Annotated in this window: 13 protein-coding genes; 6 read left to right on the plus strand and 7 right to left on the minus strand. The window is 73.1% G+C overall.

The window, feature by feature from the left end; all coding sequences use genetic code 11:
- The first annotated feature begins 17 nt into the window (after positions 1–17).
- Positions 18–2,198 (plus strand): primosomal protein N', encoded by a 2,181-nt coding sequence (locus ACWDVB_RS36120; protein WP_451518981.1) that lies wholly within the window; start codon positions 18–20, stop codon positions 2,196–2,198.
- 713 nt (positions 2,199–2,911) lie between these two features.
- On the opposite strand, the gene ACWDVB_RS36125 is transcribed toward ACWDVB_RS36120, so the two are convergent.
- Positions 2,912–3,472 (minus strand): hypothetical protein, encoded by a 561-nt coding sequence (locus ACWDVB_RS36125; protein ID WP_451518982.1) that lies wholly within the window; start codon positions 3,470–3,472, stop codon positions 2,912–2,914.
- A 263-nt stretch (positions 3,473–3,735) separates the two neighbouring features.
- Here ACWDVB_RS36125 and fmt point away from each other — a divergent pair, with 263 nt between their 5' ends.
- The gene (gene fmt, locus ACWDVB_RS36130) at positions 3,736–4,680 is read left to right on the plus strand and encodes a methionyl-tRNA formyltransferase (protein ID WP_451518983.1); all 945 of its coding nucleotides are present in this window, start codon (positions 3,736–3,738) and stop codon (positions 4,678–4,680) included.
- A gap of 33 nt (positions 4,681–4,713) precedes the next feature.
- Entirely contained in the window at positions 4,714–6,210 is a 1,497-nt protein-coding gene (locus ACWDVB_RS36135) for an RsmB/NOP family class I SAM-dependent RNA methyltransferase (RefSeq protein WP_451518984.1), read from the plus strand.
- A 19-nt stretch (positions 6,211–6,229) separates the two neighbouring features.
- On the opposite strand, the gene ACWDVB_RS36140 is transcribed toward ACWDVB_RS36135, so the two are convergent.
- Complete coding sequence (locus ACWDVB_RS36140; protein WP_451518985.1) at positions 6,230–8,368, minus strand: MMPL family transporter; 2,139 nt, start codon at positions 8,366–8,368, stop codon at positions 6,230–6,232.
- Between the two features lie 134 nt (positions 8,369–8,502).
- Between ACWDVB_RS36140 and rpe the strand changes: the two genes are divergently transcribed.
- Positions 8,503–9,189, plus strand: a complete 687-nt coding sequence (gene rpe / locus ACWDVB_RS36145) for a ribulose-phosphate 3-epimerase (RefSeq protein ID WP_451518986.1) — start codon at positions 8,503–8,505, stop codon at positions 9,187–9,189.
- A gap of 78 nt (positions 9,190–9,267) precedes the next feature.
- The gene (locus tag ACWDVB_RS36150) at positions 9,268–10,320 is read left to right on the plus strand and encodes a sugar-binding transcriptional regulator (RefSeq protein WP_451518987.1); all 1,053 of its coding nucleotides are present in this window, start codon (positions 9,268–9,270) and stop codon (positions 10,318–10,320) included.
- Between the two features lie 67 nt (positions 10,321–10,387).
- Here the strand turns inward: ACWDVB_RS36150 and ACWDVB_RS36155 are convergent, their stop codons facing one another.
- From ACWDVB_RS36155 to ACWDVB_RS36175, 5 genes are read right to left on the minus strand one after another with little or no spacing between them, the layout of a single operon-like run.
- Positions 10,388–11,143, minus strand: coding sequence for a thioesterase II family protein (locus ACWDVB_RS36155; RefSeq protein WP_451518988.1), 756 nt, complete (start codon positions 11,141–11,143; stop codon positions 10,388–10,390).
- A gap of 51 nt (positions 11,144–11,194) precedes the next feature.
- Positions 11,195–12,448 (minus strand): glycosyltransferase, encoded by a 1,254-nt coding sequence (locus tag ACWDVB_RS36160; RefSeq protein WP_451518989.1) that lies wholly within the window; start codon positions 12,446–12,448, stop codon positions 11,195–11,197.
- A gap of 50 nt (positions 12,449–12,498) precedes the next feature.
- Positions 12,499–13,236 (minus strand): NAD-dependent epimerase/dehydratase family protein, encoded by a 738-nt coding sequence (locus ACWDVB_RS36165; RefSeq protein ID WP_451518990.1) that lies wholly within the window; start codon positions 13,234–13,236, stop codon positions 12,499–12,501.
- On the minus strand, positions 13,236–14,264 hold the full coding sequence (locus ACWDVB_RS36170; RefSeq protein WP_451518991.1) for a Gfo/Idh/MocA family protein: 1,029 nt from the start codon (positions 14,262–14,264) through the stop codon (positions 13,236–13,238). Before ACWDVB_RS36170 ends, ACWDVB_RS36165 begins: the two co-directional genes overlap by 1 nt.
- A 2-nt stretch (positions 14,265–14,266) precedes the next feature.
- Positions 14,267–15,757 carry an NDP-hexose 2,3-dehydratase family protein gene (locus ACWDVB_RS36175; RefSeq protein WP_451518992.1) on the minus strand — a complete coding sequence of 497 codons (1,491 nt, stop codon included), beginning with the start codon at positions 15,755–15,757 and terminating at the stop codon, positions 14,267–14,269.
- Between the two features lie 514 nt (positions 15,758–16,271).
- Here ACWDVB_RS36175 and ACWDVB_RS36180 point away from each other — a divergent pair.
- On the plus strand, positions 16,272–24,343 hold an 8,072-nt coding region (locus ACWDVB_RS36180), incomplete at its 3' end, for a beta-ketoacyl synthase N-terminal-like domain-containing protein (RefSeq protein WP_451612028.1).

The raw sequence follows: 24,343 nt of genomic DNA on the forward strand, positions 1-24,343 counted from the left end.
CTGGTAGGAATGCTGCTGTGAGCAGGGAGAACGGGTCGGGTGCGGGTGAGGGTGCCGGGGGTGGGGTGCCCGAGGCCGAGCAGCTCGCGTTGATTCGGGACAGTGTGCGCAAGGCCAAGGTGCCGCGGGCCAAACCGCGGACGTGGCGGGGCGCCGCGCTGGCCAAGGAGCTGCCGGTGGCGCGGGTCCTCGTCGACAAGGGTGTGCTCCACCTCGACCGGTACTTCGACTATGCCGTTCCGGAGGAACTGGACGCGGTGGCTCAGCCCGGGGTGCGGGTCCGGGTGCGCTTCGGCGCCGGGTCGCGGAACGTGCGGGACGGGCGGCGCGAGGGCGGCGGGCTGATCGACGGTTTCATCGTCGAGCGGTGTGCCGAGACCGAGTACACGGGGCCGCTGGCCGCTCTGGCCCAGGTCGTCTCGCCGGAGCCGGTGCTCGATTCCGGGCTCCTCGAACTCGCCCGCGCCGTCGCCGACCGGTACGCGGGAAGCCTCGCCGATGTGTTGCAGCTGGCGGTCCCGCCCCGGCACGCGCGGGCCGAGTCGCGTCCGGCGTCCGACCCTCCGGCGCCTCCGGCCGCGCCCGACGCGGGGACCTGGCGGCGGTACGGACACGGGGCGGAGTTCCTCGGCGCCCTGGCCTCCGGGGGTGCGCCCCGCGCGGTGTGGACCGCGCTGCCCGGACCGCAGTGGGCCGAGGAGATCGCCCGCGCCGTGCAGGCCACGCTCGCCTCGGGGCGAGGCGCGCTCGTCGTCGTGCCGACCGGGCGGCCCGCCGCGCGCGTGGACGCCGCGCTCACCGCACTCCTCGGCGAGGGGCGGCACGCGCTGCTGACCGCAGACGCCGGGCAGGAGCGGCGCTATCGGGAGTGGCTGTCCGTGCGGCGCGGGGAGGTGCGGGCCGTCGTCGGGACGCGGGCCGCCATGTTCGCGCCCGTACGGGATCTGGGGCTCGTCGTCATCTGGGACGACGGGGACTCCAACCACAGTGACGACCACGCTCCCTTCCCGCATGTGCGGGAGGTCCTGGAGCTGCGGGCCGCGCGGGACAAGTGCGGCTTCCTGCTGGGAAGTTGGAGCTGCACGGTCGAGGCGGCTCAGCTCGTCGGGACCGGGTGGGCCGCGCCTCTGGTCGCCGACCGCGAGCAGGTGCGCGGGGCCGCGCCCCTCGTACGCACGGTGGGCGACGGGGACCTCGCGCGGGACGAGGCGGCGCGGGCCGCGCGGCTGCCGACGCTGGCCTGGCGGGCCGTACGGGAAGGGCTGAAGCACGGGCCCGTCCTGGTGCAGGTGCCACGGCGCGGCTACGTGCCGCGGCTCGCGTGTGAGCGCTGCCGGGAGCCCGCGCGGTGCCGACGGTGTGCCGGGCCGCTGGAGGCGCAGGAGAGTGGGGCCGCCCTGCGGTGCGGCTGGTGCGGGGTGGCGGAGACGGCCTGGCACTGCGGTTCCTGTGGCGGGTTCCGGCTGCGGGCGCAGATCGTCGGGGCGCGGCGGACCGCCGAGGAGCTGGGGCGTGCGTTTCCGGCGGTGCCGGTGCGGACCTCCGGGCGCGAGCAGGTGCTCGACACGGTGCCGGGGGCGCCCGCGCTGGTGGTGAGCACGCCGGGGGCGGAGCCCGTCGCCGAGGGCGGTTATGCCGCGGCTCTGCTGCTCGACGGGTGGGCCATGCTCGGCCGGCCCGATCTGCGGGCCGGGGAGGACGCGCTGCGGCGGTGGATCGGGGCCGCGTCGCTCGTACGTCCCCAAGGGGCGGGCGGTACCGTCGTGGTCGTCGCCGAGCCGACGCTGCGGCCCGTGCAGGCGCTCGTGCGGTGGGACCCGGTGGGGCACGCGGTGCGGGAGCTGGAGGAGCGGGCCGAGCTGGGATTCCCGCCGGTGTCGCGGATGGCGGCGGTCTCCGGGCCGCCGGAGGCGCTCACGGGGTTCCTCGCCGGGGCGGAACTCCCTTCCGACGCCGTGGTGCTGGGCCCCGTCCCGGTACGGGAGACGGGGCCCGGCCCCTCGCGGCGGCCCGGCGCGGCGCCGGTCGGCGAGCAGTGGGAGCGGGTCCTGGTCCGCGTACCGCCGGGCAGCGGCGCCGCACTCGCGGCCTCACTGAAGGCGGCGCAGGCCGCGAGGATGGCCCGGGGTGCGAAGGGGTCCCGGGAGGGCGGTGCCGAGGCGGTGCGGATCCGGGTGGATCCGCTGGACATCGGCTGAGGGGCGCGGGGGCCGGCTTTGGGCCGGGTAGTGCGTCGTGGATGTGTCGGGCCGGGTCCGAGGTGCCGGGTGCGGGGTGCCGGGTGCGGGGGTTCGGTCCGCTTTGCGTCGGGTGGCGCGTCTCGGGTGCGACCGCTTCCGTCGGGTTGCATCCCGGCTGCGTCGGGCCTGGGGTCCGGTTTGCGTTGGGTGCCGCATCCCGGATGCGTCGGGCCTGGGGTCCGGTTCGCGTCGGGTGGCGCGTCTTGATGCGCCTGCTTCGGTCGGGTGCCGCATCCCGGGTGCGTCGGGCCTGGGGTCCGGTTTGCGTTGGGTGCCGCATCCCGGATGAGTCGGGCCCGGGGACCGCTTCGCGTCGGGTGGCGCGTCTTGATGCGCCTGCTTCGGTCGGGTGCCGCATCCCGGGTGCGTCGGGCCTGGGGTCCGGTTCGCGTCGGGTGCCGCATCCCGGGTGCGTCGGGCCTGGGGTCCGGTTCGCGTCGGGTGGCGCGTCTTGATGCGTCCGCTTCCGTCGCGTGCCGCACCCCGGGTGCGTCGGGCCCGCGTCCGTCGCGTGTTGCGCCCCCCGCGCGCCGGGCCCCGCAAGCGTGCAGCCCGACAGCCGCGGCGCCGGACTGGTCACGCCCCCGCGCGCCGGGCGCGTCGGCATACGACTGCCCCCTCGCCACAGCAGGGAGGCAAGAGGGGGCGGTCGACAGGGCGGAGGCGGGGAGTCAGCCGGTGCGGGGGCCGGGGAAGGCGGGTGGCCTGGGGTCGTCGCGGAGGGTGGGGCTGCCCGCCGTCGGCTGGGTCGGCATCGCGCGGGCCGCGGGGACGCCCGGCAGGGGGGCGCCGACCGGGATCGGGCGGGTGGCCGTAGCCGTGGTGGCCGCGGCGGGAGCCGGGACCTCCGTCGCGCGCTCCGCCTCGGCCGCCGCCTGCATGGTGGCCCGCCGCGCGCCGTAACGGCGGTGGACGGCCTGCTTGGTGACGCCGAGGGCCGAGCCCACCGCGTCCCACGAGAACCCGAGGGAGCGGTCGAAGTCCACCGCCGCGGTGACCAGCGTCTCGACGCTGTCCCGCAGTTCCTGCGCGAGGCGGACGGTCGGGGCGGGAGCCCGCCCGTACACGACGAAGCCCGCGGAGGGGCTGGAGCGGCGCGGGCGGTAGACGTTGCCGAGCTGGGCGGTGAGGGTCCGCAGTGCGTCCACCTGCCGGCGGACCCGCTCGATGTCCCGCACCAAGAGGTGCAGGCTGGCCCGTGCCTGGGCGTCGTGGGTTGCGTGGTCGGCCATGAAGAAGCCTCTCGAACCGGCGTTGAAAAGGATCGAGCCGCATCCGCGGCCCATTGTGGTCAACTCTTTCTTGACCAACGCGCTAGCTCGTGTGGGGTCACGGTGCAGGGGCGTATGTGCATATGCGCAGGGCGCGCGACCGTTCGTACGCCCCCAAAGGCGTCAACGGAAGTCACCCGGAAGGCCGTCATGGGCGGGGTCGGGAGCGGCCCATAGACTGGTGCGCTGCCGTCGCTCCCACCAGAGATCCGAGGTACCACCCAGTGAAGCTCGTCTTCGCAGGCACTCCTGAGGTCGCCGTCCCCGCGCTGGACGCCCTGATCGCCTCCGACCGCCACGAGGTGGCCGCCGTCGTGACCCGTCCCGACGCGCCCGCGGGCCGCGGCCGCAGGCTCGTGGCGAGCCCGGTCGCGGAGCGCGCGCAGGAGGCGGGCATCGAGGTGCTGAAGCCCGCGAAGCCGCGTGACGAGGAGTTCCTGGCGCGGCTGCGCGAGATCGGGCCCGACTGCTGCCCCGTGGTCGCCTACGGCGCGCTGCTGCCCAAGGCGGCCCTGGACGTGCCGGCCCGCGGCTGGGTCAATCTGCACTTCTCGCTGCTGCCCGCCTGGCGCGGTGCCGCGCCCGTGCAGCACGCCGTGATGGCGGGCGACGAGATCACCGGCGCGTCGACCTTCCTGATCGAGCAGGGACTCGACTCCGGGCCGGTGTACGGCACGGTCACGGAGGCGGTGCGGCCCACCGACACCAGTGGCGACCTGCTCACCCGGCTGGCCTTCGCGGGCTCGGGGCTGCTCGTCGCGACCATGGACGGCATCGAGGACGGCAGCCTGAAGGCGGTGCCGCAGCCGGCCGACGGCATCACCCTCGCCCCGAAGATCACCGTCGAGGACGCCCAGGTGGACTGGGCCGCGCCCGCCCTGCGCGTCGACCGCGTGGTGCGCGGCTGCACCCCCGCGCCCGGCGCCTGGACGGTCTTCCGCGGCGAGCGGCTGAAGATCATCCAGGCCGCGCTCGTCCCGGACCGCACCGATCTCGCGCCCGGTGAGCTGTCGGCCGCCAAGAACAACGTGTACGTCGGTTCCGGCTCGCACGCCGTCGAGCTGCTCTGGGTGCAGCCGCAGGGCAAGAAGCCGATGCGGGGCGCTGACTGGGCGCGTGGGGTGCGGATCGCCCCCGGCGAGCGGCTGGGCGGCGGCGACGTAGGCTGAGTGGGTTCGTCCCATTCCAGCAGCGGAGCACCTTTGAACGACCAGCCGAACCGGCCTCCCCGTAAGCCCTCCGGCAAGCCGGGCACCTCCGGCAAGCCGGGCACCTCCGGCAAGCCGGGGAAGACCGGCAAGCCCTACCGCCGGCCCCAGAAGGACCCCGTCCGCTTCCTCGCCTTCGAGGCGCTGCGGGCCGTCGACGAGCGTGACGCGTACGCGAACCTCGTCCTGCCGCCCCTGCTGCGCAAGGCCAGGGAGAAGGAGGGACCCGAGAAGTTCGACGCGCGGGACGCGGCGCTCGCCACCGAGCTCGTCTACGGGACGCTGCGCCGCCAGGGGACGTACGACGCGATCGTGGCGGCCTGCATCGACCGGCCGCTGCGCGAGGTCGACCCGCCGGTGCTCGACGTGCTCAACCTGGGTGTGCACCAGCTGCTCGGCACGCGCATCCCGACGCACGCCGCCGTCTCCGCCTCGGTGGAGCTGGCGCGCGTGGTGCTCGGCGACGGGCGGGCCAAGTTCGTCAACGCCGTGCTCCGCAAGGTCTCCCAGGACGATCTCGACGGGTGGCTGGAGAAGGTCGCGCCGCCCTACGACGAGGACGCCGAGGACCACCTCGCCATCGTGCACTCGCACCCCCGCTGGGTCGTCTCGGCGCTGTGGGACGCGCTCGGCGGCGGCCGCGCCGGCATCGAGGACCTGCTCGAAGCCGACAACGAACGCCCGGAGGTCACGCTCGTGGCCCGGCCCGGCCGCTCCGGCGCCGATGAACTGCTCGACTCCGTGGGGGAGGAAAACGCGCTGCCGGGCCGCTGGTCGCCGTATGCCGTGCGGCTCAGCGAGGGCGGTGAACCCGGTCTCATCGAGGCCGTCCGTGAGGGCCGCGCGGGCGTACAGGACGAGGGCAGCCAGCTCGTCGCGCTCGCCCTCGCGAACGCCCCGCTGGAGGGCCCCGACGGGAAGTGGCTCGACGGCTGCGCGGGACCCGGCGGCAAGGCGGCCATGCTCGCCGGGCTCGCCGCCCAGCGCGGTGCCGTACTGCTCGCCGCCGAGAAGCTGCCGCACCGGGCCCGTCTTGTCGCGCAGGCGCTCGCCGGCAACCCCGGCCCGTACCAGGTTCTCGCCGCCGACGGCACCCGCCCGCCGTGGCGCCCCGGCACCTTCGACCGGGTCCTGATGGACGTGCCCTGCACGGGCCTCGGCGCGCTGCGCCGCCGCCCCGAGGCCCGCTGGCGCCGCCGCCCGGAGGACCTGGAGGGCTTCGCCCCGCTCCAGCGCGGCCTGCTGCGCACGGCGCTGGAGTCGGTGCGTGTCGGCGGTGTCGTCGGTTACGCCACCTGCTCACCGCACCTGGCCGAGACCCGCGCGGTCGTCGACGACGTCATCAAGCACACCGGCGGCGCCGAACTGCTCGACGCGCGGCCGCTGCTGCCCGGTGTCCCGGCGCTGGGCGAGGGTCCCGACGTACAGCTGTGGCCGCATCTGCACGGGACGGACGCGATGTATCTGGCGCTGATCCGGCGGACCGCGTGAGGCCGTCGGTCGCCAGGTCCTAAGGCGCCTTGGGGCCCGCCGCGTCCTGTTCGGGGCGGCGGGCCAGGGCGTGTGGCCACCACACCTTCGGGCCCACGTCCAGGAAGAGCGACGTGACCAGGACCGAACGTACGACGAAGGTGTCGAGCAGCACGCCGAGGGCGACCGCGAAGCCGATCTCGGCGAACGCCACCAGGGGGAGCGTGCCGAGGGCGGCGAACGTGCCCGCGAGGACCAGGCCCGCCGAGGTGATCACCGCGCCGGTCGCGGCGAGGCCCGTCAGGACGCCCGCGCGTGTGCCCTGGCGGCCCGCTTCCTCGCGGATGCGGGTGGCCAGGAAGATGTTGTAGTCGATGCCGAGCGCCACCAGGAACACGAAGACGAAGAGCGGGAAGTCGGTGGGCTCGCCCGCGTAGTCGAAGACGTGGCGGAAGGCGAGCGCGCTCAGGCCGAGGGCCGTCGCGAAGGACAGGACGACCGTCGCGATCAGCAGGAGCGGGGCCACCACCGCGCGCAACAGCGCCGCGAGGATCAGCAGGACCACGGCCAGGACCAGCGGGATCACCAGTCTGTTGTCGTGGGCCGTCGCGCGGTCCATGTCGAGCAGCGCCGCCGTGCCGCCGCCCACCTGCGCGTCCGCGCCGGGGACGGCGTGGACGGCGTCGCGCACCCGCTCCACGGTCCGCTTGGCGGCCGCGCTGTCCGGTGCGTCGGTCGGCGTCGCTTCCAGCAGTACCTTGCCGTCGTGCTCGGACCTGGTCCCGGGCGGTACGCCGACGCTGTCGCGCACCACGCCCCGGGTCTCCTGGACGGCCCGGGTGACGTCAGCGGCCCGTGCCTTGTCCGCCACGATCACCAGCGGATCGCCGGAGCCCGCCGGGAAGTGTTCGGCCAGTACCTCCTGGCCCGTGATCGAGTCCGGCTTGTCGGTGAACGTGTCGGCGTTGCCGAGCCCCTGTGCCCGCAGCTGGAACAGGCCCAGCGAGAGCAGGGCGAGCACGGCCGCCGTGGTGGTCCAGACCAGCCGGGGGCGGCGGTCGATGCGCCGGCCCGCGCGGGCCCACACACCGCGCTCGGTCGGCTCGGGGGAGCCCACGTGCGGGACCAGCGGCCAGAAGAACCACCGGCCGAAGATCACCAGGAGGGCGGGGAAGAGCGACAGCATCGCGAGGAGCCCGACGGCGACGCCGATCGCGGCGACCGGGCCGAGGCCCCGCGTCGAGTTCATCTCGGCGGCGAGCAGCACCAGCATGCTCAGGACGACGGTCGCGCCCGAGGCGAGTACCGCCGGGCCCGCCCGGTGCAGGGCGAGCGCCATCGCCTCGTGACGGTCCTCGTGGCGGCGCAGCTCTTCGCGATAGCGAGCGACCAGGAGCAGGGCGTAGTCGGTCCCCGCGCCGAAGACGAGGACGGTCAGGATGCCCGCGCTCTGGCCGTTGACCGTCAGGTCCGCGTGCTCGGCGAGCAGATAGATGAACGCCTGCGCGGTGAACAGCGCGACGATCACCGCGACCAGCGGGGCGAGCAGCAGGGTGGGGCTGCGGTAGGTGAGCAGCAGGATCACGACGACGATGCCCGCCGCCGAGTAGAGCAGCGTCGAGTCGATGCCCTCGAACGCCTCGGCCGAGTCCGCGGCCGTGCCGCCGGGCCCCGTGACGTGCACGCCCAGGCCGTCCCCGCCGCTGCCCACTCGCTCCCGGATGGAGTCGACGGCCGGGCCGATGCGCTCCCAGCCCTCGGCGTCCATCGTGATCGGGACGAAGATCTGGGCCGCCTCGGCGCCCGACTTCCTGTCGTGGACCGGGCCGCGGGTCTCCGCGCCGCGCACCCCGTGGCCGCGCAGCTCCTTGGCCTCGCGCACGTCCTCGGTGATCCGCGCGCGGTCCGCCTCGGTGAGGCCGCCTTCGCGGGCGTACACGACGACGGCGGGGATCACCTCGGGCCTGAACCCGTCGGCGACTTCGAGAACTTGGGTGGACTCGGCGGAGCCCGGCAGCCAGGACTCGGAGTCGTTCTCCTGGGCGTCGGTGAGCCGCTGCGCCAGCGGCGCCGCGACGATGATCACCACCAGCCAGAACAGCACCACCAGCCACTTGACGCGCCGCCCGCACACCAGCCACGCGACCCCGCGCCGGCCCTGCCCCTGTACGTCCGCCATGGCTTCCCCCCGCTTGCCGTGCGCGGTGCCGGTGAACGGCCCAGCATGGCACGCGGCACACGGCCGCGGGAGCCGCTGTGCCCACGGCTCGGACCGCGGTCGGCGACGGGCGCCGGGCATGGCAGTCTTGGGGCATGGCCGTGCAGATCAACCCCAGCATCCTGTCCGCGGACTTCGCCCGCCTTGCCGAGGAGGCAAAGGCCGTCGAGGGCGCCGACTGGCTCCATGTCGACGTGATGGACAACCACTTCGTCCCGAACCTCACCCTCGGCGTGCCGATCGTAGAGTCGCTGGCCCGCGCGACGGACACGCCGCTGGACTGCCACCTGATGATCGAGGACCCCGATCGCTGGGCCCCGCAGTACGTCGAAGCGGGCGCCGGATCCGTCACCTTCCACGCGGAGGCCGCCGCCGCTCCCGTGCGCCTGGCCCGCGAGATCCGCGCCAAGGGCGCCCGCGCCTCCATGGCGCTGAAGCCGGCGACGCCCATCGAGCCGTACGAGGATCTGCTCCCCGAGCTCGACATGCTGCTGATCATGACGGTCGAGCCGGGCTTCGGCGGCCAGGCGTTCCTCGACATCATGCTGCCCAAGATCCGCCGCACCCGTGAGCTGATCAGCAAGCACGGCCTGCAGCTGTGGCTCCAGGTCGACGGCGGCGTCTCGGCCTCCACGATCGAGCGCTGCGCCGAGGCGGGCGCCGATGTCTTCGTCGCGGGCTCCGCCGTCTACGGCGCCAAGGATCCGGCAGAAGCGGTACGTTCATTGCGTGACCAAGCGGCGGCAAAGACCGCGTCAAGTGCCTGGGCATGCGACCACTGAGCCACAGGAACGTGAACGCAGTCCCTCAGGGCTGATCGACTAGGCCGGATCTGCAAGGATGAACGGCGAACCCAGTTTGTGAACAGCAGTGAGGAGAGCGTCGTGTCGGCCATGTCGGCGGGTCGGTCAGCCATGCGGATGGGACCCGCGGAGCTGGTGCAGGCGGCGGCCATGGCCCGCCGCTTCTACCTCGAGGGCAAGTCCAAGATCCAGATCGCCGAGGAGTTCGGCGTCAGCCGCTTCAAGGTGGCCCGGGTTCTTGAGACCGCCCTTGAGCGGGATCTCGTACGTATCGAGATCCGGGTCCCGGCAGAGCTGGACGCCGAGCGCTCGGACGCGCTGCGCGCCCGCTACGGCCTGCGGCACGCCGTGGTCGTGGAGTCCCCGGCGCCCACCGACGAGATCGAGGACTCACCCGACCCCGAGAACCTCGGCGAGGTCGCGGCGGACCTGCTCGGCGAGCTCGTCACCGAGGGCGATGTGCTCGGCCTCGCCTGGGGCCGCTCCACGATCCACATGGCGGCCGCGCTCGACCAGCTGCCGCCGTGCACGGTCGTGCAGCTGACCGGTGTCTACGACGCGGGGACCGCCGAGCGCGGCTCGGTGGAGGCCGTGCGCCGCGCCGCGCAGGTCTCCGGCGGCGAGGCCCACCCCATCTACGCGCCGATGCTGCTGCCCGACCCCGCGACGGCCGCGGCGCTGCGCAACCAGACCGGCATCGCCCGCGCCTTCGACTACTTCGACAAGGTCACGGTCGCCGCGGTCTCCATCGGCTCCTGGGAGCCGGGCATCTCCACCGTCCACGACATGCTCAGCGACGAGGAGCGGGCGCATTACGCGTCGCTGGGAGTGGCCGCCGAGATGTCCGCGCACCTCTTCGACGCCGAAGGGCGCCGGGTCGGGCGGGACCTCGGGGAGCGGTGCATCACCGTCGAGGCGGACCGGCTCCGGCGGATTCCTGAGGTCGTCGCCATCGCGGGCGGGCAGCGGAAGGCCGCCGCGATCGACGCGGTGCTCCGGTCCGGGCTGGTCACCAGTCTGGTCACCGATACCGCCGCGGCTGATCAGCTGCTGGTGGCGGGGACGCCGCCCCGGCCCGCGTTGAATCGGGCCGACCCGGACGGTAACTGAGTACCTGCGGGTGCGTCGTGGCTGGTCGCGCCGTTCCCCGCGCCCCCTGCGGGGCGCGGGGTCGGGGTCAGACGGTCAGGCGCGTACGGATCTTCTCCAGCACCGAAGCGGCGTGCACGTCGAGGTAGAAGTGCCCGCCGGAGTACGTGTGCATCTCGAACTCCCCGCTCGTGAACTCGTACCAGTGCCGCGCCTCCTCGACGGAGACCTGCGGGTCCGCGTCGCCGGTCAGCACCACCAGCGGGCAGCCGAGCGGCGGGCCAGGCGCCAGGCGGTAGGTCTCCACGGCCCGGTAGTCGTTGCGCAGCGCGGGCAGCAGCATCTCCACCACGTCCGGGTCGTCCAGCAGGCTGCCCGCGGTGCCGCCCAGCTCCTTCATCTTGGCGATCAGACCCGCGTCGCTGCGCCGGTGCACACCCTCGTCACGCGAGAGTGAGGGAGCCGCGCGCCCGGAGGCGAAGAGCGACACCAGCTCGACGCCCTGCCGCTCCAGCCGCCGGGCGACCTCGAAGGCGACCAGCGCGCCCATGCTGTGGCCGAAGAACACCAGCGGTTTGTCGGCCCACTCCAGCAGCTCCCGCGTCAGTACGTCGGCCAGTTCGGTCACGCTGTCGACGCAGGGCTCCTTGCGGCGCTCCTGGCGGCCCGGGTACTGGACGGCCAGCACGTCGGCCACCGGCGACAGCTGCCGCGAGACCTGGAAGAAGTAGCTGGCGGCGCCGCCCGCGTGCGGGAAGCACACCAGGCGGACGCCCGCCTCGGAGGGGTGGAAGCGGCGTACGGACGGGGTGGTGCGTTCCGTCGTGTCTGTCGTCTCTGTCATGGCTGTGGTTGCTCCTCGGTACCGGACCTGTGGGGTGCGCCGACCACCCGGTCACGCACGGGCGTCGGCCGTCCTGCGGCCCCGCCACCGTTTCACCCAGTCCTCCAGGATGTCGACGGCCGCCTCCGTCCCCTTCTCGGCGCGCACGGCCTCGCCGACGCTCGCCGCCCGCCGGGCCATGCCCTGGTCGGTCAGCGCCTTGCCGAGCGCCTCGTCGAGCCGCTCGGCGGTGAACTTCGAGAAGGGGATGGGCTGCGGGGAGACACCCATGCGGTGCACCTGCGCCGCCCAGAACGGGCTGTCGGCGAACGTCGGCACGACGACCTGCGGGGTGCCCGAACGCAGCGCCTCACCCGTGGTGTTGCAGCCGCCGTGGTGGATGACGACCGAGGAGCGCGGGAACAGCCAGGGATAGTGCGCGTCCTCGACGCGGAACACGTCGTCCGGCACCTCGTCGGGGCCGCCGCCCACCAGGACCAGCCGCCGACCGTGCGAGCGGACCACGCCGAGCACCTTCTCCAGCGTCTTCTGCGGCTGGTGCACCGGCCAGATGCTGCCGAAGGAGAGCGTCACCGGGGCGTCCCCGGACTCCACGAAGTCGGCGAGCTCGGTGGAGGGGCTCCACTCGCGGTCCCAGAACCAGTAGCCGGTGAACCGCGACAGCGCGGGCCAGTCGGCGGGCTCCGTGAACATCTCCCGGGTCACCGGGCAGAGCAGCGGCACGTCGCGGCCCAGCTCGCGGTAGGGGGCGCCGAAGGGGAGCGCCGGCATGTTCGCGTCCTTGCGGTAACCGCGGATGGAGATCCAGTCCAGGAGGCCCGCCGCCCGGTGCGTCAGCCGGTTGTAGAGCGGCCCCAGCTTGCTCGGGGGCGCCATCATGGCGGGCCACCGGCCGGTGGGGTTCAGCGGCCACCAGGTCAGCGAGGCCCACGGTGACTTGCCGCCGTCCTCGAACAGGATGCGGCTCAGCACGCTGTTGACGACCAGGTCGGCTCCTTCGCACACCTCCCTGATGCGGGTGGCCAGGAAGCGGATGTGCTCCGGCGTCTGGCGCGGCACCTTGCGTGCCGCGCGGAAGAGCGAGGCGCCCTGCTGGAGGGCCTCGGCGAGCGCCGGGTGCGCCAGAAAGTCCCGTGGGCTGCCCGGGAGTTCGGCGAAGTCCAGGCCGGACTCGCGCACCAGCTTCTCGAAGTCCCCGTGGGTCGCCAGGATCACCGTGTGCCCCCGGGCCGTCAGGGTCTTGCCCAGTGCGATGAACGGCTGGACGTCGCCCCGTGAACCTGTGACGACGAGTGAGACGTGCATGTGTCCTCCGTACGAAAAGGGGTGGTTGAGGGGGAGGAGGCCGCAGCGCCTCAGTAGTGGGGGACGTAACGGTCGAGCATGCGGTCGAGGTAGTCGGGCGCGGTCACCGAGCGCATGGCGGGCAGCAGTTCGCAGAGCTTCTCGACCGACACCGGGGTCCGGGCCACCGGGACGTCGACGATCTCGTGCCGGGCGGAGAGGCCCAGGCGTCGCTCGATGCCGTGGACGAGCGCCTCGACGGGCCGCGGTGTTCCCGAGGCGACGTTGACGACCTCGTTGTCGATGCCGCGTTCGAGCAGTCCGTCGATGGCCCGGACCAGGTCGGCCACGTCCACGAGGTCGCGGTGCGCGCCCTGGTACAGCTGTACGCTGCCGCCGCGCACCTGCCGGACGAGCGCGGGCAGCAGCTGGTGCGGGCGCTGCCAGCGGCCCGTGGCGTGGCTCACCCGCAGCACGAGCCAGGGAGCGCCCGATGTGGCGACGAGGCTCTCCAGCCGCAGTTTCTGTATGCCGTAGGGCGAGGTGGGCCGCAGTTCGGCGTCCTCGGCCAGCGGTGTCTCCCCGGTGCCGTAGAGCGCGTGGGACGCGCTGGAGAGGAACACCACGAGCCGGCCTTCGGCGCGGCATCCGCGGGTGATCTCCTCCACCAGGGCCGCCTCGCGGTCGAACTCCTCGGCCGCGCTGACGCTGGTGCTGGAGACGCCGGCGGCCAGCACCGTGGCGTGCGGGTGGCGCTCGCCGACGGCGGCCAGGTTGCGGGCGATGAACCCCTTGCCGACGATCTCCATCAGGGCCCCTCCCCCGTGGCGGTGACGCGGACCGCCGACTTCTGTATGCCGTCGAGCAGTTCGGCGGTCCGTACGGTGGTGGCCGCCCAGGCGTCGTGGCCGGGGTCGGTGCCGGTGGCGGCGGTCTTCCGCACCGCCGCGGCGAACGCGGCCACCGAGCCGGCGAACTGGTGCTCGGCGGGGAGCACGATCTCCTCGGCGTGGTCCTGCTCCTCGATGCGCACCAGCGGCGCCGCCGTCGCCGCCGGTGTGAAGGCGCGGTCCACGAAGAGCCGTGCCTCGCTGCCCCACAGGGTGTAGCGCGAGCCGTAGGCGTGCATGAAGCCGAAGCTGAGCGTCGCGATCTCTCCGGAAGCCGCGGCGAGCACCGCGCTGCCGGCGACATCGACGCCCGTGGCCGGGTCGTCGTGCAGCACCGCGCCCGCGACGGTGAGGTCGTCGCCGAGGTGGTACTGCGCCAGCCGTACGGGGTAGATGCCCGCGTCAAGGAGGGCGCCGCCGCCCAGCTCGGGGCGGTAGCGGACGTCGTGCGCGGGCAGCGGCGGGAAGCAGAACGCGGCCTCGACGTGCCGCAGCCGGCCGAGGCGGCCCTCCGCGACCAGCTCGGCCACGCGCCGGTGGAGCCCGTGGTGGACGAAGGCGATGTTCTCGCGCAGCACCAGGTTCCGCTCCCGGGCGAGCCGGGCCAGCGCCGCCGTGTCCGCCGCGCCGGTGGTCAGCGGCTTCTCGGCCAGGACGTGCTTGCCGGCGTCGAGCGCGGCCCGCGTCCAGGGGAAGTGCAGGGAGTTGGGGACCGATACGTACACCGCGTCGATGTCGTCCCGCTCCAGGAGACGCTCGTAGCCGTGCACGGCCTCGCAGTCGAAGTCGGCGGCGAACCGCTCCGCCTTCGCCCGCTCGCGGCTGGCGATGGCGGCGACGGCGGTGTCGGGCACCTCGCGCAGCGCGGGCAGCGTGCGCCGCGCGGCGATCGAGGACGCGCCGAGCACGCCGACCCGCAGCGGGCCGGACGGGGTGGAGGTACTCACGTTCATTCCCCTCTGGTCTGACGCAGCAGGCTGTGCAGGCAGGCGAGGAGGCTTCTGGCCTGGATGTTCAGGTAGTTGCTGTGCTGTACGAGGCCCGACAGCTGGTGGGCGGTCAGCCAGCGGAAGCCGTCCGGTTCCACGAGCTCGCTCTCCGGGGGGCGTTCCACGATCAGATAGCGGCTGCGGGTGTGGAAGAACCGGCCGCCCTCCTCGGAGAGGACGGTGTCGAAGCGGATCGTCTCGGCGGGGGCGTGCAGCACCTCGTCCAGGAACGGGGGAGCGGCCTCGGCCGGCAGCACGGCGTAGTTCTCCGGGGTGCACTGCACGGTGGGCGCCAGCTCGACCGCGTCCATGAAGCCCGGTTCGGACGCGACCCGGGTCAGAGCGTGCAGCACACCGCCGATCCGCTGCACCAGGAAGGCGATGACGCCCTGGCCGCGCGCCGCGATCATCGGCTGGGTCCAGCCTCCGACCTCGCGGCTGCCGGTGCGCACGTCGACCGCCATCACATCGAAGAACAGGCCGGATTCGTGCGAGATCCGGTCGGCGGAGCGCTGCCAGCCCCGGACACCGGCGAGGCCCACGAGGGTCGCCTCGCCCTCGAAGCCCGCCCGGGCGTCGGTGAACCAGTTGCGTACGCTGCCCGCCGAGTGCAGGGCGCCGTGGCCGGGGTCCAGCGATCTGGCCAGCGCGGAGTGGATGGTCTCGTCCGCGACCGGGTCGGGGGATCGCCGGTCGCCGTCCGCCGGCCGGGGGTACCCGGAGCCGGTGAACGGGAGGCAGGACATGACCGTCCGCGCGTCCATGTTCACTAAGTCGTCCACTGCAAGCAGGGCATGCAACTGCCCGACGGACAGCCAGCGGAAGCCGTCCAGGAGCTCCACGTCCTCGGTTGTCCCGACGACGATGTTTCGATTCCGTTTACGGTAGAACCAGGAACCTTGTTCCGATTGGAGCACATCAGCGAGAACGTGCTGCGGTGCGGCGTTCCGGAAGTAGTCGAGATAGGGCACGGGGCGGCCGCCGTGTACCCGGGTGTAGTTGCTTCTGGTCGCCTGCACGGTGGGCGAGAGCTGTACTCCGTTGTGGTTTCCCGGTTCCATCTTCGCCTGCATCAGGCAGTGCGGTATCCCGTCGAATTCCTTGACCAGAATGCCAAGGACGCCGACTTCGGGCTGATGGATGACCGGTTGCTCCCAACAGGGCACCGGGCCGGTGTCGCGGACCCGTAGACCTCGTACCGAAAAGAACCGGCCACTGTCGTGTACGAGGTTTCCGTCCGGCTCCCCGAACCGCCAACCCTTCAGTTCTGTAAACGGGATGCAACGAACATTTGACTGTTCGGTGTCGCTGTAGGCGGCGAACCAGGCGTGGAAATCACGCAGGCTCGTGACGGCGTGGTCCGGGTCGCGCATGGACCGGGCGATCCCGGCGACCGAGCCGGTCCCCGCCCTGGTCAACACGGTGGCGCTGCCCGGCTGGGCGTGCGTCATCAGTCGCTCCTTGTCCCTGGCGCGGTGTGCGAACTGGTGGGGGGAGGCTCCGCAATTGGGATGGCCGGCGGTGGCGCGGCTTCGGGCATCGCCCACATCCCCTATTCCCGGGGGAGTGTGCATCTAGTCCTACGATTTCCGGCCCCGGCCAGTCCTACGTCCCGCCCGCTCCGACTGTCAACCGCATTCCTCTGTGCGCCCGCATGAGTCCGCCGACCCCTGTTACCGGGCGTCCGTACAGGCGTGGAGCCACTTCTTCGACAAGTGCCAGGGGCAGGTCGTGCACCATGAGGGGAAGCTGTGACTCCTGTCACATTGTCACCCTCGTGAGGGGTGTGGCAGAGTCGATGTACGCATTTGAACTGCTCTATTTCCGCGGCCAATTGACAAACTCTCTGATAAATCTTCCTGGCGCCCCTTGCGGCCCTACAGGTGGAAATTGGACGGCACTTGTCGGTCCAAAGGTATTCGGAACGATTTCGGCGTATCTGAAGATCCAAGCGGGGGTTCCATTTTGTCCAGGGCTGCTCGTCCGGCGCAGCACGGTGATGACGGTGACCAGATAGCGGTGGTGGGGCTCTCCTGCCGGCTGCCGCAGGCCGGTTCGGTGGCGCGGTTATGGCGGCTCCTCCGTGACGGTGTAGACGCGATCAGCTCTTTACCGGAGGGCCGATGGCAACAACGCCTGTCGGATGACGGGGAGTTGACCTCGAAACGAGGCGGTTTCCTCGACCGAGTGGACCAGTTCGACGCCGACTTCTTCGGCATCTCGCCGCGCGAGGCCGCGGCCATGGACCCCCAGCAGCGCCTCGCGCTGGAACTCGGCTGGGAGCTGCTGGAGAACGGCGGCATCACCCCGGACCGCATGGAGGGGCGGCGCGCCGGCGTCTTCGTGGGCGCCATGAGCGACGACTACGCCACCCTCACCCGGCAGCGCAGCTCCGCGGCCGTCTCGCACCACACACTCGCCGGTCTCCAGCGCAGCATGATCGCCAACCGGCTCTCCTACCTCCTCGGCCTCAACGGCCCCAGCCTGACCGTCGATTCGGGTCAGTCCTCCTCCCTCGTCGCCGTCCACATGGCGTGCCAGAGCCTCCGTGCCGGGGAGTGCGAGACCGCCCTCGCCGGCGGCGTCAACCTGAACCTCACCTTCGACGGCACCCTGACCGTCTCCCGGTTCGGCGGACTCTCCCCCGACGGCCGCTGCCACACCTTCGACTCCCGCGCCAACGGCTACGTACGAGGCGAGGGCGGCGGGTTCGTCCTGCTCAAGCCGCTGGCCCATGCGCTGCGGGACGGCGACCACGTCCACGGCGTACTGCGCGGCAGCGCCGTCAACAACGACGGCGGCGGCGACAGCCTCACCACTCCCAGCCGACAGGCCCAGGAGGACGTGCTCCGCCGCGCCCACGAGGCGGCAGGCGTACGCCCCGAAGACATCCAGTACGTCGAACTCCACGGCACCGGCACGGCCGTCGGCGACCCCATCGAGGCGGCGGCGCTGGCCACGGTCATCGGCGCCGCCCGCCCGGCGGACGCACCGCTGCGGGTCGGCTCGGCCAAGACGAACGTCGGCCACCTGGAGGGCGCCGCCGGCATCGTCGGCCTCATCAAGGTCCTGCTCTCCCTGGAAGCGGGCGAGCTGCCCGCCAGCCTCAACTTCGAGACGCCCAACCCGGCCATCCCGCTGGACGACTGGCACCTCCAGGTCCAGACCGAGCGCTCGGCCTGGCCGCGCCCGGACGCACCGCTGGTCGCCGGAGTGTCCTCCTTCGGCATGGGCGGTACGAACGCGCATGTGATCGTGGAGCAGGCCCCGGTGATCGCGGAAGCCGCGGCCGAGCCGGGTCCGGCCGGCGTGGCGGCCGGTGTGGTGGCCGGTAGCGGCGTGGTGCCGTGGGTGGTGTCGGGCCGGTCGGCCGCGGCGCTGCGTGGGCAGGCCGCGCGGTTGCGCGAGTTCCTGGCCGACTCCGGGACGGCGTCGATCGCGGACGTCGGCTGGTCGCTGGCGACTTCGCGGGCGGGCCTTGAGCACCGCGCCGTGGTGCTCGGCTCGGACCGCGAGGAGCTGCTCGCCGCGCTGGAGGCGGTCGCGGCGGGAGAGCCCGCCGAGGGTGTCGTGTCCGGTGCGGCACCTGAAGCCGCGTCGGACCCGGTGTTCGTCTTCCCGGGCCAGGGCTCGCAGTGGGCGGGCATGGCGACCCAACTCCTGGATTCCTCAACGGCGTTCGCGGAGCGGTTCGGCAAGTGTGCTGCCGCGTTGGCGCCGCACATCGACTGGGTGCCGGTGGATGTACTGCGGGAGCGCCAGGGAGCGCCGTCGCTGGACCGGGTGGACGTGGTCCAGCCGATGCTGTGGGCGGTCATGGTCTCGCTCGCCGAGGTGTGGCGCGCCCACGGGGTGCGGCCCGCCGCCGTGGTCGGGCACTCCCAGGGGGAGATCGCGGCCGCCGCCGTCGCGGGAACGCTGTCCCTCCAGGACGCGGCGCGGATCGTCGCACTCCGGAGCCAGTTGATCGGGCGTGAGCTGGCCGGGCAGGGCGGCATGGTGTCGCTGCCGCTCGCGGAGGCCGCCGCGAGAGAGCTGATCGAGCCCTGGACGGACCGCATGGGCGTCGCCACCGTCAACGGCCCGCAGTCCACCGTGGTCGCCGGTGAGGCCGCCGCGCTGGACGAGCTGATGGCCGCTTGCGAGCGGGGCGACGTCAACGCGCGCCGCATTCCGGTGGACTACGGCTCCCACACCCCGCAGGTCGAGCTGGTGCGCGAGGCCCTCCTTGAGCTCGCCGCTCCCGTGGCGCCGCGCTCGGGCGAGATACCCATGTACTCGACCGTCACCGGCGAACCGGTCGACGGGGAGCTGCTGGACGCCGACTACTGGTACCGCAATCTTCGGCAGCCGGTGCGGTTCCACGACACGGTACGCGGGCTCATCGCCGCCGGTCACACCACGTTCATCGAGGTCAGCCCGCATCCCGTGCTGACCACCCCGGTCGAGGAGACCGGCGAGACGGAGGGGGTCGACGTCTTCGCGGGCGGCACCCTGCGCCGCGACCAGGGCGACGGCCGCCGCTTCCTCACCTCGCTGGCCGCGCTTTGGGCGCACGGCGGCACCCCCGACTGGTCCGAGGTGTTCACGGGTACGGGCGCCAGGCGCACCGGGCTGCCCACGTACGCCTTCCAGCGCCGCACCTACTGGCTGGACGGGGCGCTCACGGCCCCCGACGCCACAGCCACCGCGCCGGTCGACGTGCAGGGCAGCGGTACCGAGGCGGCCCCTTCCGGGGCGGCCGGGACGCCGGACGCCGCCCACGCCGTACGGGCACAGACAGCCGCCGTGCTGGGCCACGCCACGCCGGACGAGATCGACACACGCCGCTCGTTCAAGGACCTCGGCTTCGACTCGATCATGCTCGGTGACCTGCGCGGCCGGCTGAACACCGTGCTGGGGCGGCGGCTGACCATGGCCACCCTCTTCTCCCACCCGACACCGGCCCGGCTCGCGGCCCACCTGGAGTCCGTGAGCGACGGCGCCGAAGACCGCCGTACGGCCGTCGCGGTCCGCGCGCCGGCCCGGGACGGCGCGGCGGCCGCGGGCGACGACCCCATCGCCATCGTGGCCATGAGCTGCCGCTTCCCCGGCGGAGTGGCCTCCCCCGAGGACCTGTGGCGCCTCGTCTCCGAGGGCCGCGACGCGATCTCCGACTTCCCCGAGGACCGCGGCTGGGACCTGGCGCGGCTGCTGAGCCCCGAGGGGCAGGGCCGGGTCTCCACCGCGGTCGGCGGATTCGTCGACGGCGTCACCGACTTCGACCCCCGCTTCTTCGGCATCTCCCCGCGCGAGGCGCTGGCGATGGACCCGCAGCAGCGGCTGCTCCTGGAGACCTCCTGGGAGCTCCTGGAGCGCGCCGGAATCGACCCCGACGTGCTGCGCGGCACCAGGACCGGCGTGTTCGTCGGCACGATGGACCAGGAGTACGGGCCCCGGCTGCACGAGGCGCCCGAGACGCTCGACGGCCTGATGCTCACCGGCAAGACCACCAGCGTCGCCTCGGGCCGCATCTCCTACGTCCTCGGCCTGACCGGGCCCGCGCTCACCGTGGACACCGCCTGCTCGTCGTCGCTGGTGGCGCTGCACCTGGCCGTGGAGTCCCTGCGGCGCGGCGAGTGCTCGCTCGCGCTCGCGGGCGGCGCCACGGTCCTGTCGACACCGGGCATCTTCACCGAGCTGACCAGCCAGCGGGGGCTTGCGCTCGACGGCCGGTGCAAGGCGTTCGCCGCGGCCGCCGACGGCACCGGCTTCTCGGAAGGCGCCGGGATGCTGCTGGTCGAGCGGCTCTCGGACGCGCGCCGCAACGGCCACCGCGTGCTGGCGGTCGTACGCGGCTCCGCGGTCAACCAGGACGGCGCCTCCAACGGCCTGACCGCACCCAACGGGCTCTCGCAGCAGCAGGTCATCCGCGACACCTGGGAGCGCGCGGGGCTCGCGTCCGCCGACGTGGACATGGTGGAGGCGCACGGCACCGGAACCGCGCTCGGCGACCCCATCGAGGCGGAGGCGCTCCTCGCGACGTACGGCCAGGACCGCCCGGAGGACCGGCCGCTGCTGCTCGGCTCCCTGAAGTCCAACATCGGCCACACCCAGGCGGCCGCGGGCGTCGCGGGCGTCATCAAATCAGTGCTGGCCATCCGGCACGGCCTGGTGCCGCGCACCCTGCACGTCGACGGGCCGACCCCCGAGGTGGACTGGTCCGCCGGCGCGGTACGGCTGGCCACCGAGAGCACCCCGTGGCCCGAGGACAGCCCGGTCAGGCGCGCCGGCGTCTCCTCGTTCGGCATCAGCGGCACCAACGCCCACGTGATCCTCGAACAGGCACCCGAGGACGATCCGGCCCCTGTCTCCGCTGCGCACGCATCGTCCGACGGTGGTGCGCTGCCCTGGGTGGTCTCGGGCCGCACCGCGGCGGGACTGCGCGCACAGGCGGCGCGGCTGCGGGAGTTCGCCGCCGGCAGCGCGGCGACGGACGAGGAGCTGGGGCGCGCCCTGGCCACCACCAGGTCGGCGCTCGAACACCGCGCCGTCGTGGTGGCCGAGGACCGCGAGACGTTCCTGACCGGACTCGACGCCCTGGCGGCGGGACAGTCCGCGGCCCACGTGCTGAGCGGCCGGGCGTCCGACGATCCCGGCGGCGTCGTGTTCGTCTTCCCCGGCCAGGGCAGCCAGTGGGCCGGTATGGCCGTCGAACTGCTCGGCTCCTCCGAGGTGTTCGCACACTGGATGGGGGAGTGCGACCGGGCGATCGGGTCCTTCGTGGACTGGTCGGTGCTCGACGTGCTGCGCGGCGACCCGGAGCTGCTCGAGCGCATCGAGATCCTCCAGCCGGTGCTGTTCGCGGTGATGGTGTCGCTGGCGCAGATGTGGCGGGCCTTCGGCGTGGAGCCGGGCGCCGTGGTGGGCCATTCCCAGGGCGAGATCGCGGCCGCGTTCGTGGCCGGCGCGCTGAGCCTGGAGGACGCGGTCAGGATCGTCGTCCTGCGCAGTCAGCTCTTCGCGGACGAACTCATGGGCAACGGCGCGATCGCCTCGGTGGCGCTGCCGGCCGAGGAGGTCCAGCAGCTGATCGAGGACCGGCCCGGCCTCTCACTGGCCGGTGTCAACAGCCCCAATGCGTGCACGGTGGGCGGCCCGCTGGACGAACTCGACGCGTTCGTCGAGCTGTTGGTGGGCCGGGGCGAGCGGGCGCGCGTCGTGCCCTCGACGGTGGCGTCGCACGGCCCCCAGGTCGAGCCGCTCAAGGAACGCCTCCTGGAGATGCTCGCGCCGACGACCCCCAAGGCGGGCAGCGTCCCGTTCTACTCGGCGGTCACCGGTGAGCGCGTCGACACGCTGAAGCTGGACGCGGAGTACTGGTACCTGAACGCGCGCGAGCCGATCGCGTTCACCGAGGTGACGCGCGCGCTCATGGACGACGGCTACCGGGTCTTCGTGGAGTCGAGCGCGCACCCCGTGCTGACCACCCCGCTCCAGGCCATCGGCCACGCCGCCGAACGTGGCCTCCTGTGCGTCGGCACGCTCCGGCGCGACCAGGGCGGCATCGGCCAGATGCTCGGCTCGCTCGGTGAGCTGTGGATCGGCGGCGTCCGGCCCGACTGGTCCGCGCTGTTCGGGTCCGCTGTCGGCGGTACGGAGCCGGTCGACGGTATCGAGCCGGTCGACCGTACCGAGCCGGTCGAGCTGCCCACGTACGCCTTCCAGCGCGACCGCTACTGGCTGGCGCCCGCGGCCGCCGGCGCGCCGGTCCAGGTCGAACTGCCCTCCGTGCCGGTCACCGAGCCGGTCGACGGCTTCCGGCGCAAGGTGCTCGACGCGCCCACCGACGCCCGGCGGCTGCGCGTCGTCCTGGACGAGGTGTGCGCCCAGGCCGCGGCCGTCCTCGGCTGGGACTCGCCGCGGGAGGTCGAGGTCCAGCGGGCGTTCCGCGAGTCCGGCTTCGACTCGCTGACCGCCGTCGACCTGCGCAACCGGCTGGGCATCGCGACCGGCCAGACCCTCGCGCCGACCGCCGTCTTCGACTACCCGACGCCGCTGCGGCTTGCCGAGTACTTGCGGGACCGGGTGCTCGGGGCGGGTGAGGCGGTCGGCGTGGGCGATGCGGACGACACGGTTGGCGTGGACGGTGAGGGCGGTGCGTACGGCGCGGATGGTGCGTACGGCGCGGGTGGTGCCTACGGTGCGGATGGGGCGTACGGCGCGGATGGCGTGGTCAGGTCGCATCGCGCGACCTCGGGCTCCGCCGCCCCGCGCTCCCGCGCGGCGGCCGTGGGCGACGACCCCATCGCCATCGTGGCCACCAGCTGCCGCTTCCCCGGCGGCGTACGCTCGCCGGAGGACCTGTGGTGGCTGCTCGCCGAGGGTGGCGACGCCATCAGCGGGCTGCCGGACAACCGCGGCTGGGACCTCGACGCGCTGTACGACCCGGGCGCCACGCGGGCGGGCACCAGCTATGTCGACCAGGGTGGATTCCTGCACGACGCGGGCCAGTTCGACGCCTCCTTCTTCGGGATCTCGCCGCGCGAGGCCGTCGCCATGGACCCGCAGCAGCGGCTGCTCCTGGAGACCTCCTGGGAGGCCATGGAGCGCGCGGGCCTCGACCCGGCGTCGCTGCGCGGCAGCAGGACCGGCGTGTTCGTCGGCGCCGTCCCGCACGGCTACGGCACCGACGCCACCAACGCCGATGAATCCGGCGGCTACCTGTTCACGGGCGCCGCGGGCAGTGTGGCCTCGGGGCGTATCGCGTACAGCTTCGGTCTGACGGGTCCGGCGGTGACGGTGGACACGGCGTGCTCGTCGTCGCTGGTGGCGCTGCATCTGGCGGTGCAGGCGCTGCGGCAGGGCGAGTGCTCGATGGCGCTCGCCGGCGGAGTGACGGTGATGTCGACCCCGGGGGTCTTCACCGAGTTCAGCCAGCAGCGCGGGCTCGCCCCCGACGGCCGCTGCAAGCCCTTCGCCGCGGCGGCGGACGGTACGTCCTGGAGCGAGGGCGTCGGCGTGCTGCTCCTGGAACCGCTGTCCCGGGCGCGGCGCAACGGCCACCAGGTGCTGGCGGTGATCCGTGGCTCGGCGGTCAACCAGGACGGTGCCTCCAATGGCCTGACCGCGCCCAACGGGCCCTCTCAGCAGCGCGTCATCCGGCAGGCGCTCGCCAACGCCGGGCTCGCCCCGTCCGACGTCGACGTGGTGGAGGCGCACGGCACGGGCACCACCTTGGGCGACCCGATCGAGGCGCAGGCGCTGCTGGCGACGTACGGCCAGGACCGCCCCGCTGACCGTCCCTTGCTGCTCGGCTCGCTGAAGTCGAACATCGGCCACACCTCCGCCGTCGCCGGTGTGGCGGGCGTCATCAAGGTGGTCGAGTCGATGCGGCACGGTGTGGTGCCGAGGACGTTGCATGTCGATGAGCCGACGCCGCATGTGGACTGGGCTTCGGGTGCGGTGGAGTTGGTGACCGAGGGTCGTGCGTGGCCGGAGACGGGGCGTGCGCGGCGTGCGGGTGTGTCGTCGTTCGGTGTGAGTGGCACGAACGCGCATGTGATCGTGGAGCAGGCTCCGGTGCCGGTGGAAGCCGAGGCTGAGCCCGGTCCGGTTGGTGTGGTGGCCGGTGGTGGTGTGGTGCCGTGGGTGGTGTCGGGCCGGTCGGCCGCGGCGCTGCGTGGGCAGGCCGGGCGGTTGCGGGAGTTCGCGGCGGCTTCCGAGGCGTCGGTCGCCGACGTGGGCTGGTCGTTGGCGTCGTCGCGGGCGGGTCTTGAGCACCGGGCCGTGGTGCTCGGTTCGGATCGTGAGGAGTTGCTCGCCGCTCTGAAGGCTCTGGAGGAGGGCGAACCGGCCTCCGGAGTCGTCTCGGGCGTCGCCTCGGAGAGCGCGTCGGAGGTGGTGTTCGTCTTCCCCGGCCAGGGTTCGCAGTGGGCGGGCATGGCGATCCAACTCTTGGATTCCTCGCCGGTGTTCGCCCACCGGTTCACGCAGTGCGCGGCCGCGTTGGCGCCGCACATCGATTGGGTGCCCGAGGACGTTCTGCGAGAGCGGGA

The organism is Streptomyces sp. NPDC003379, assembly GCF_053589195.1.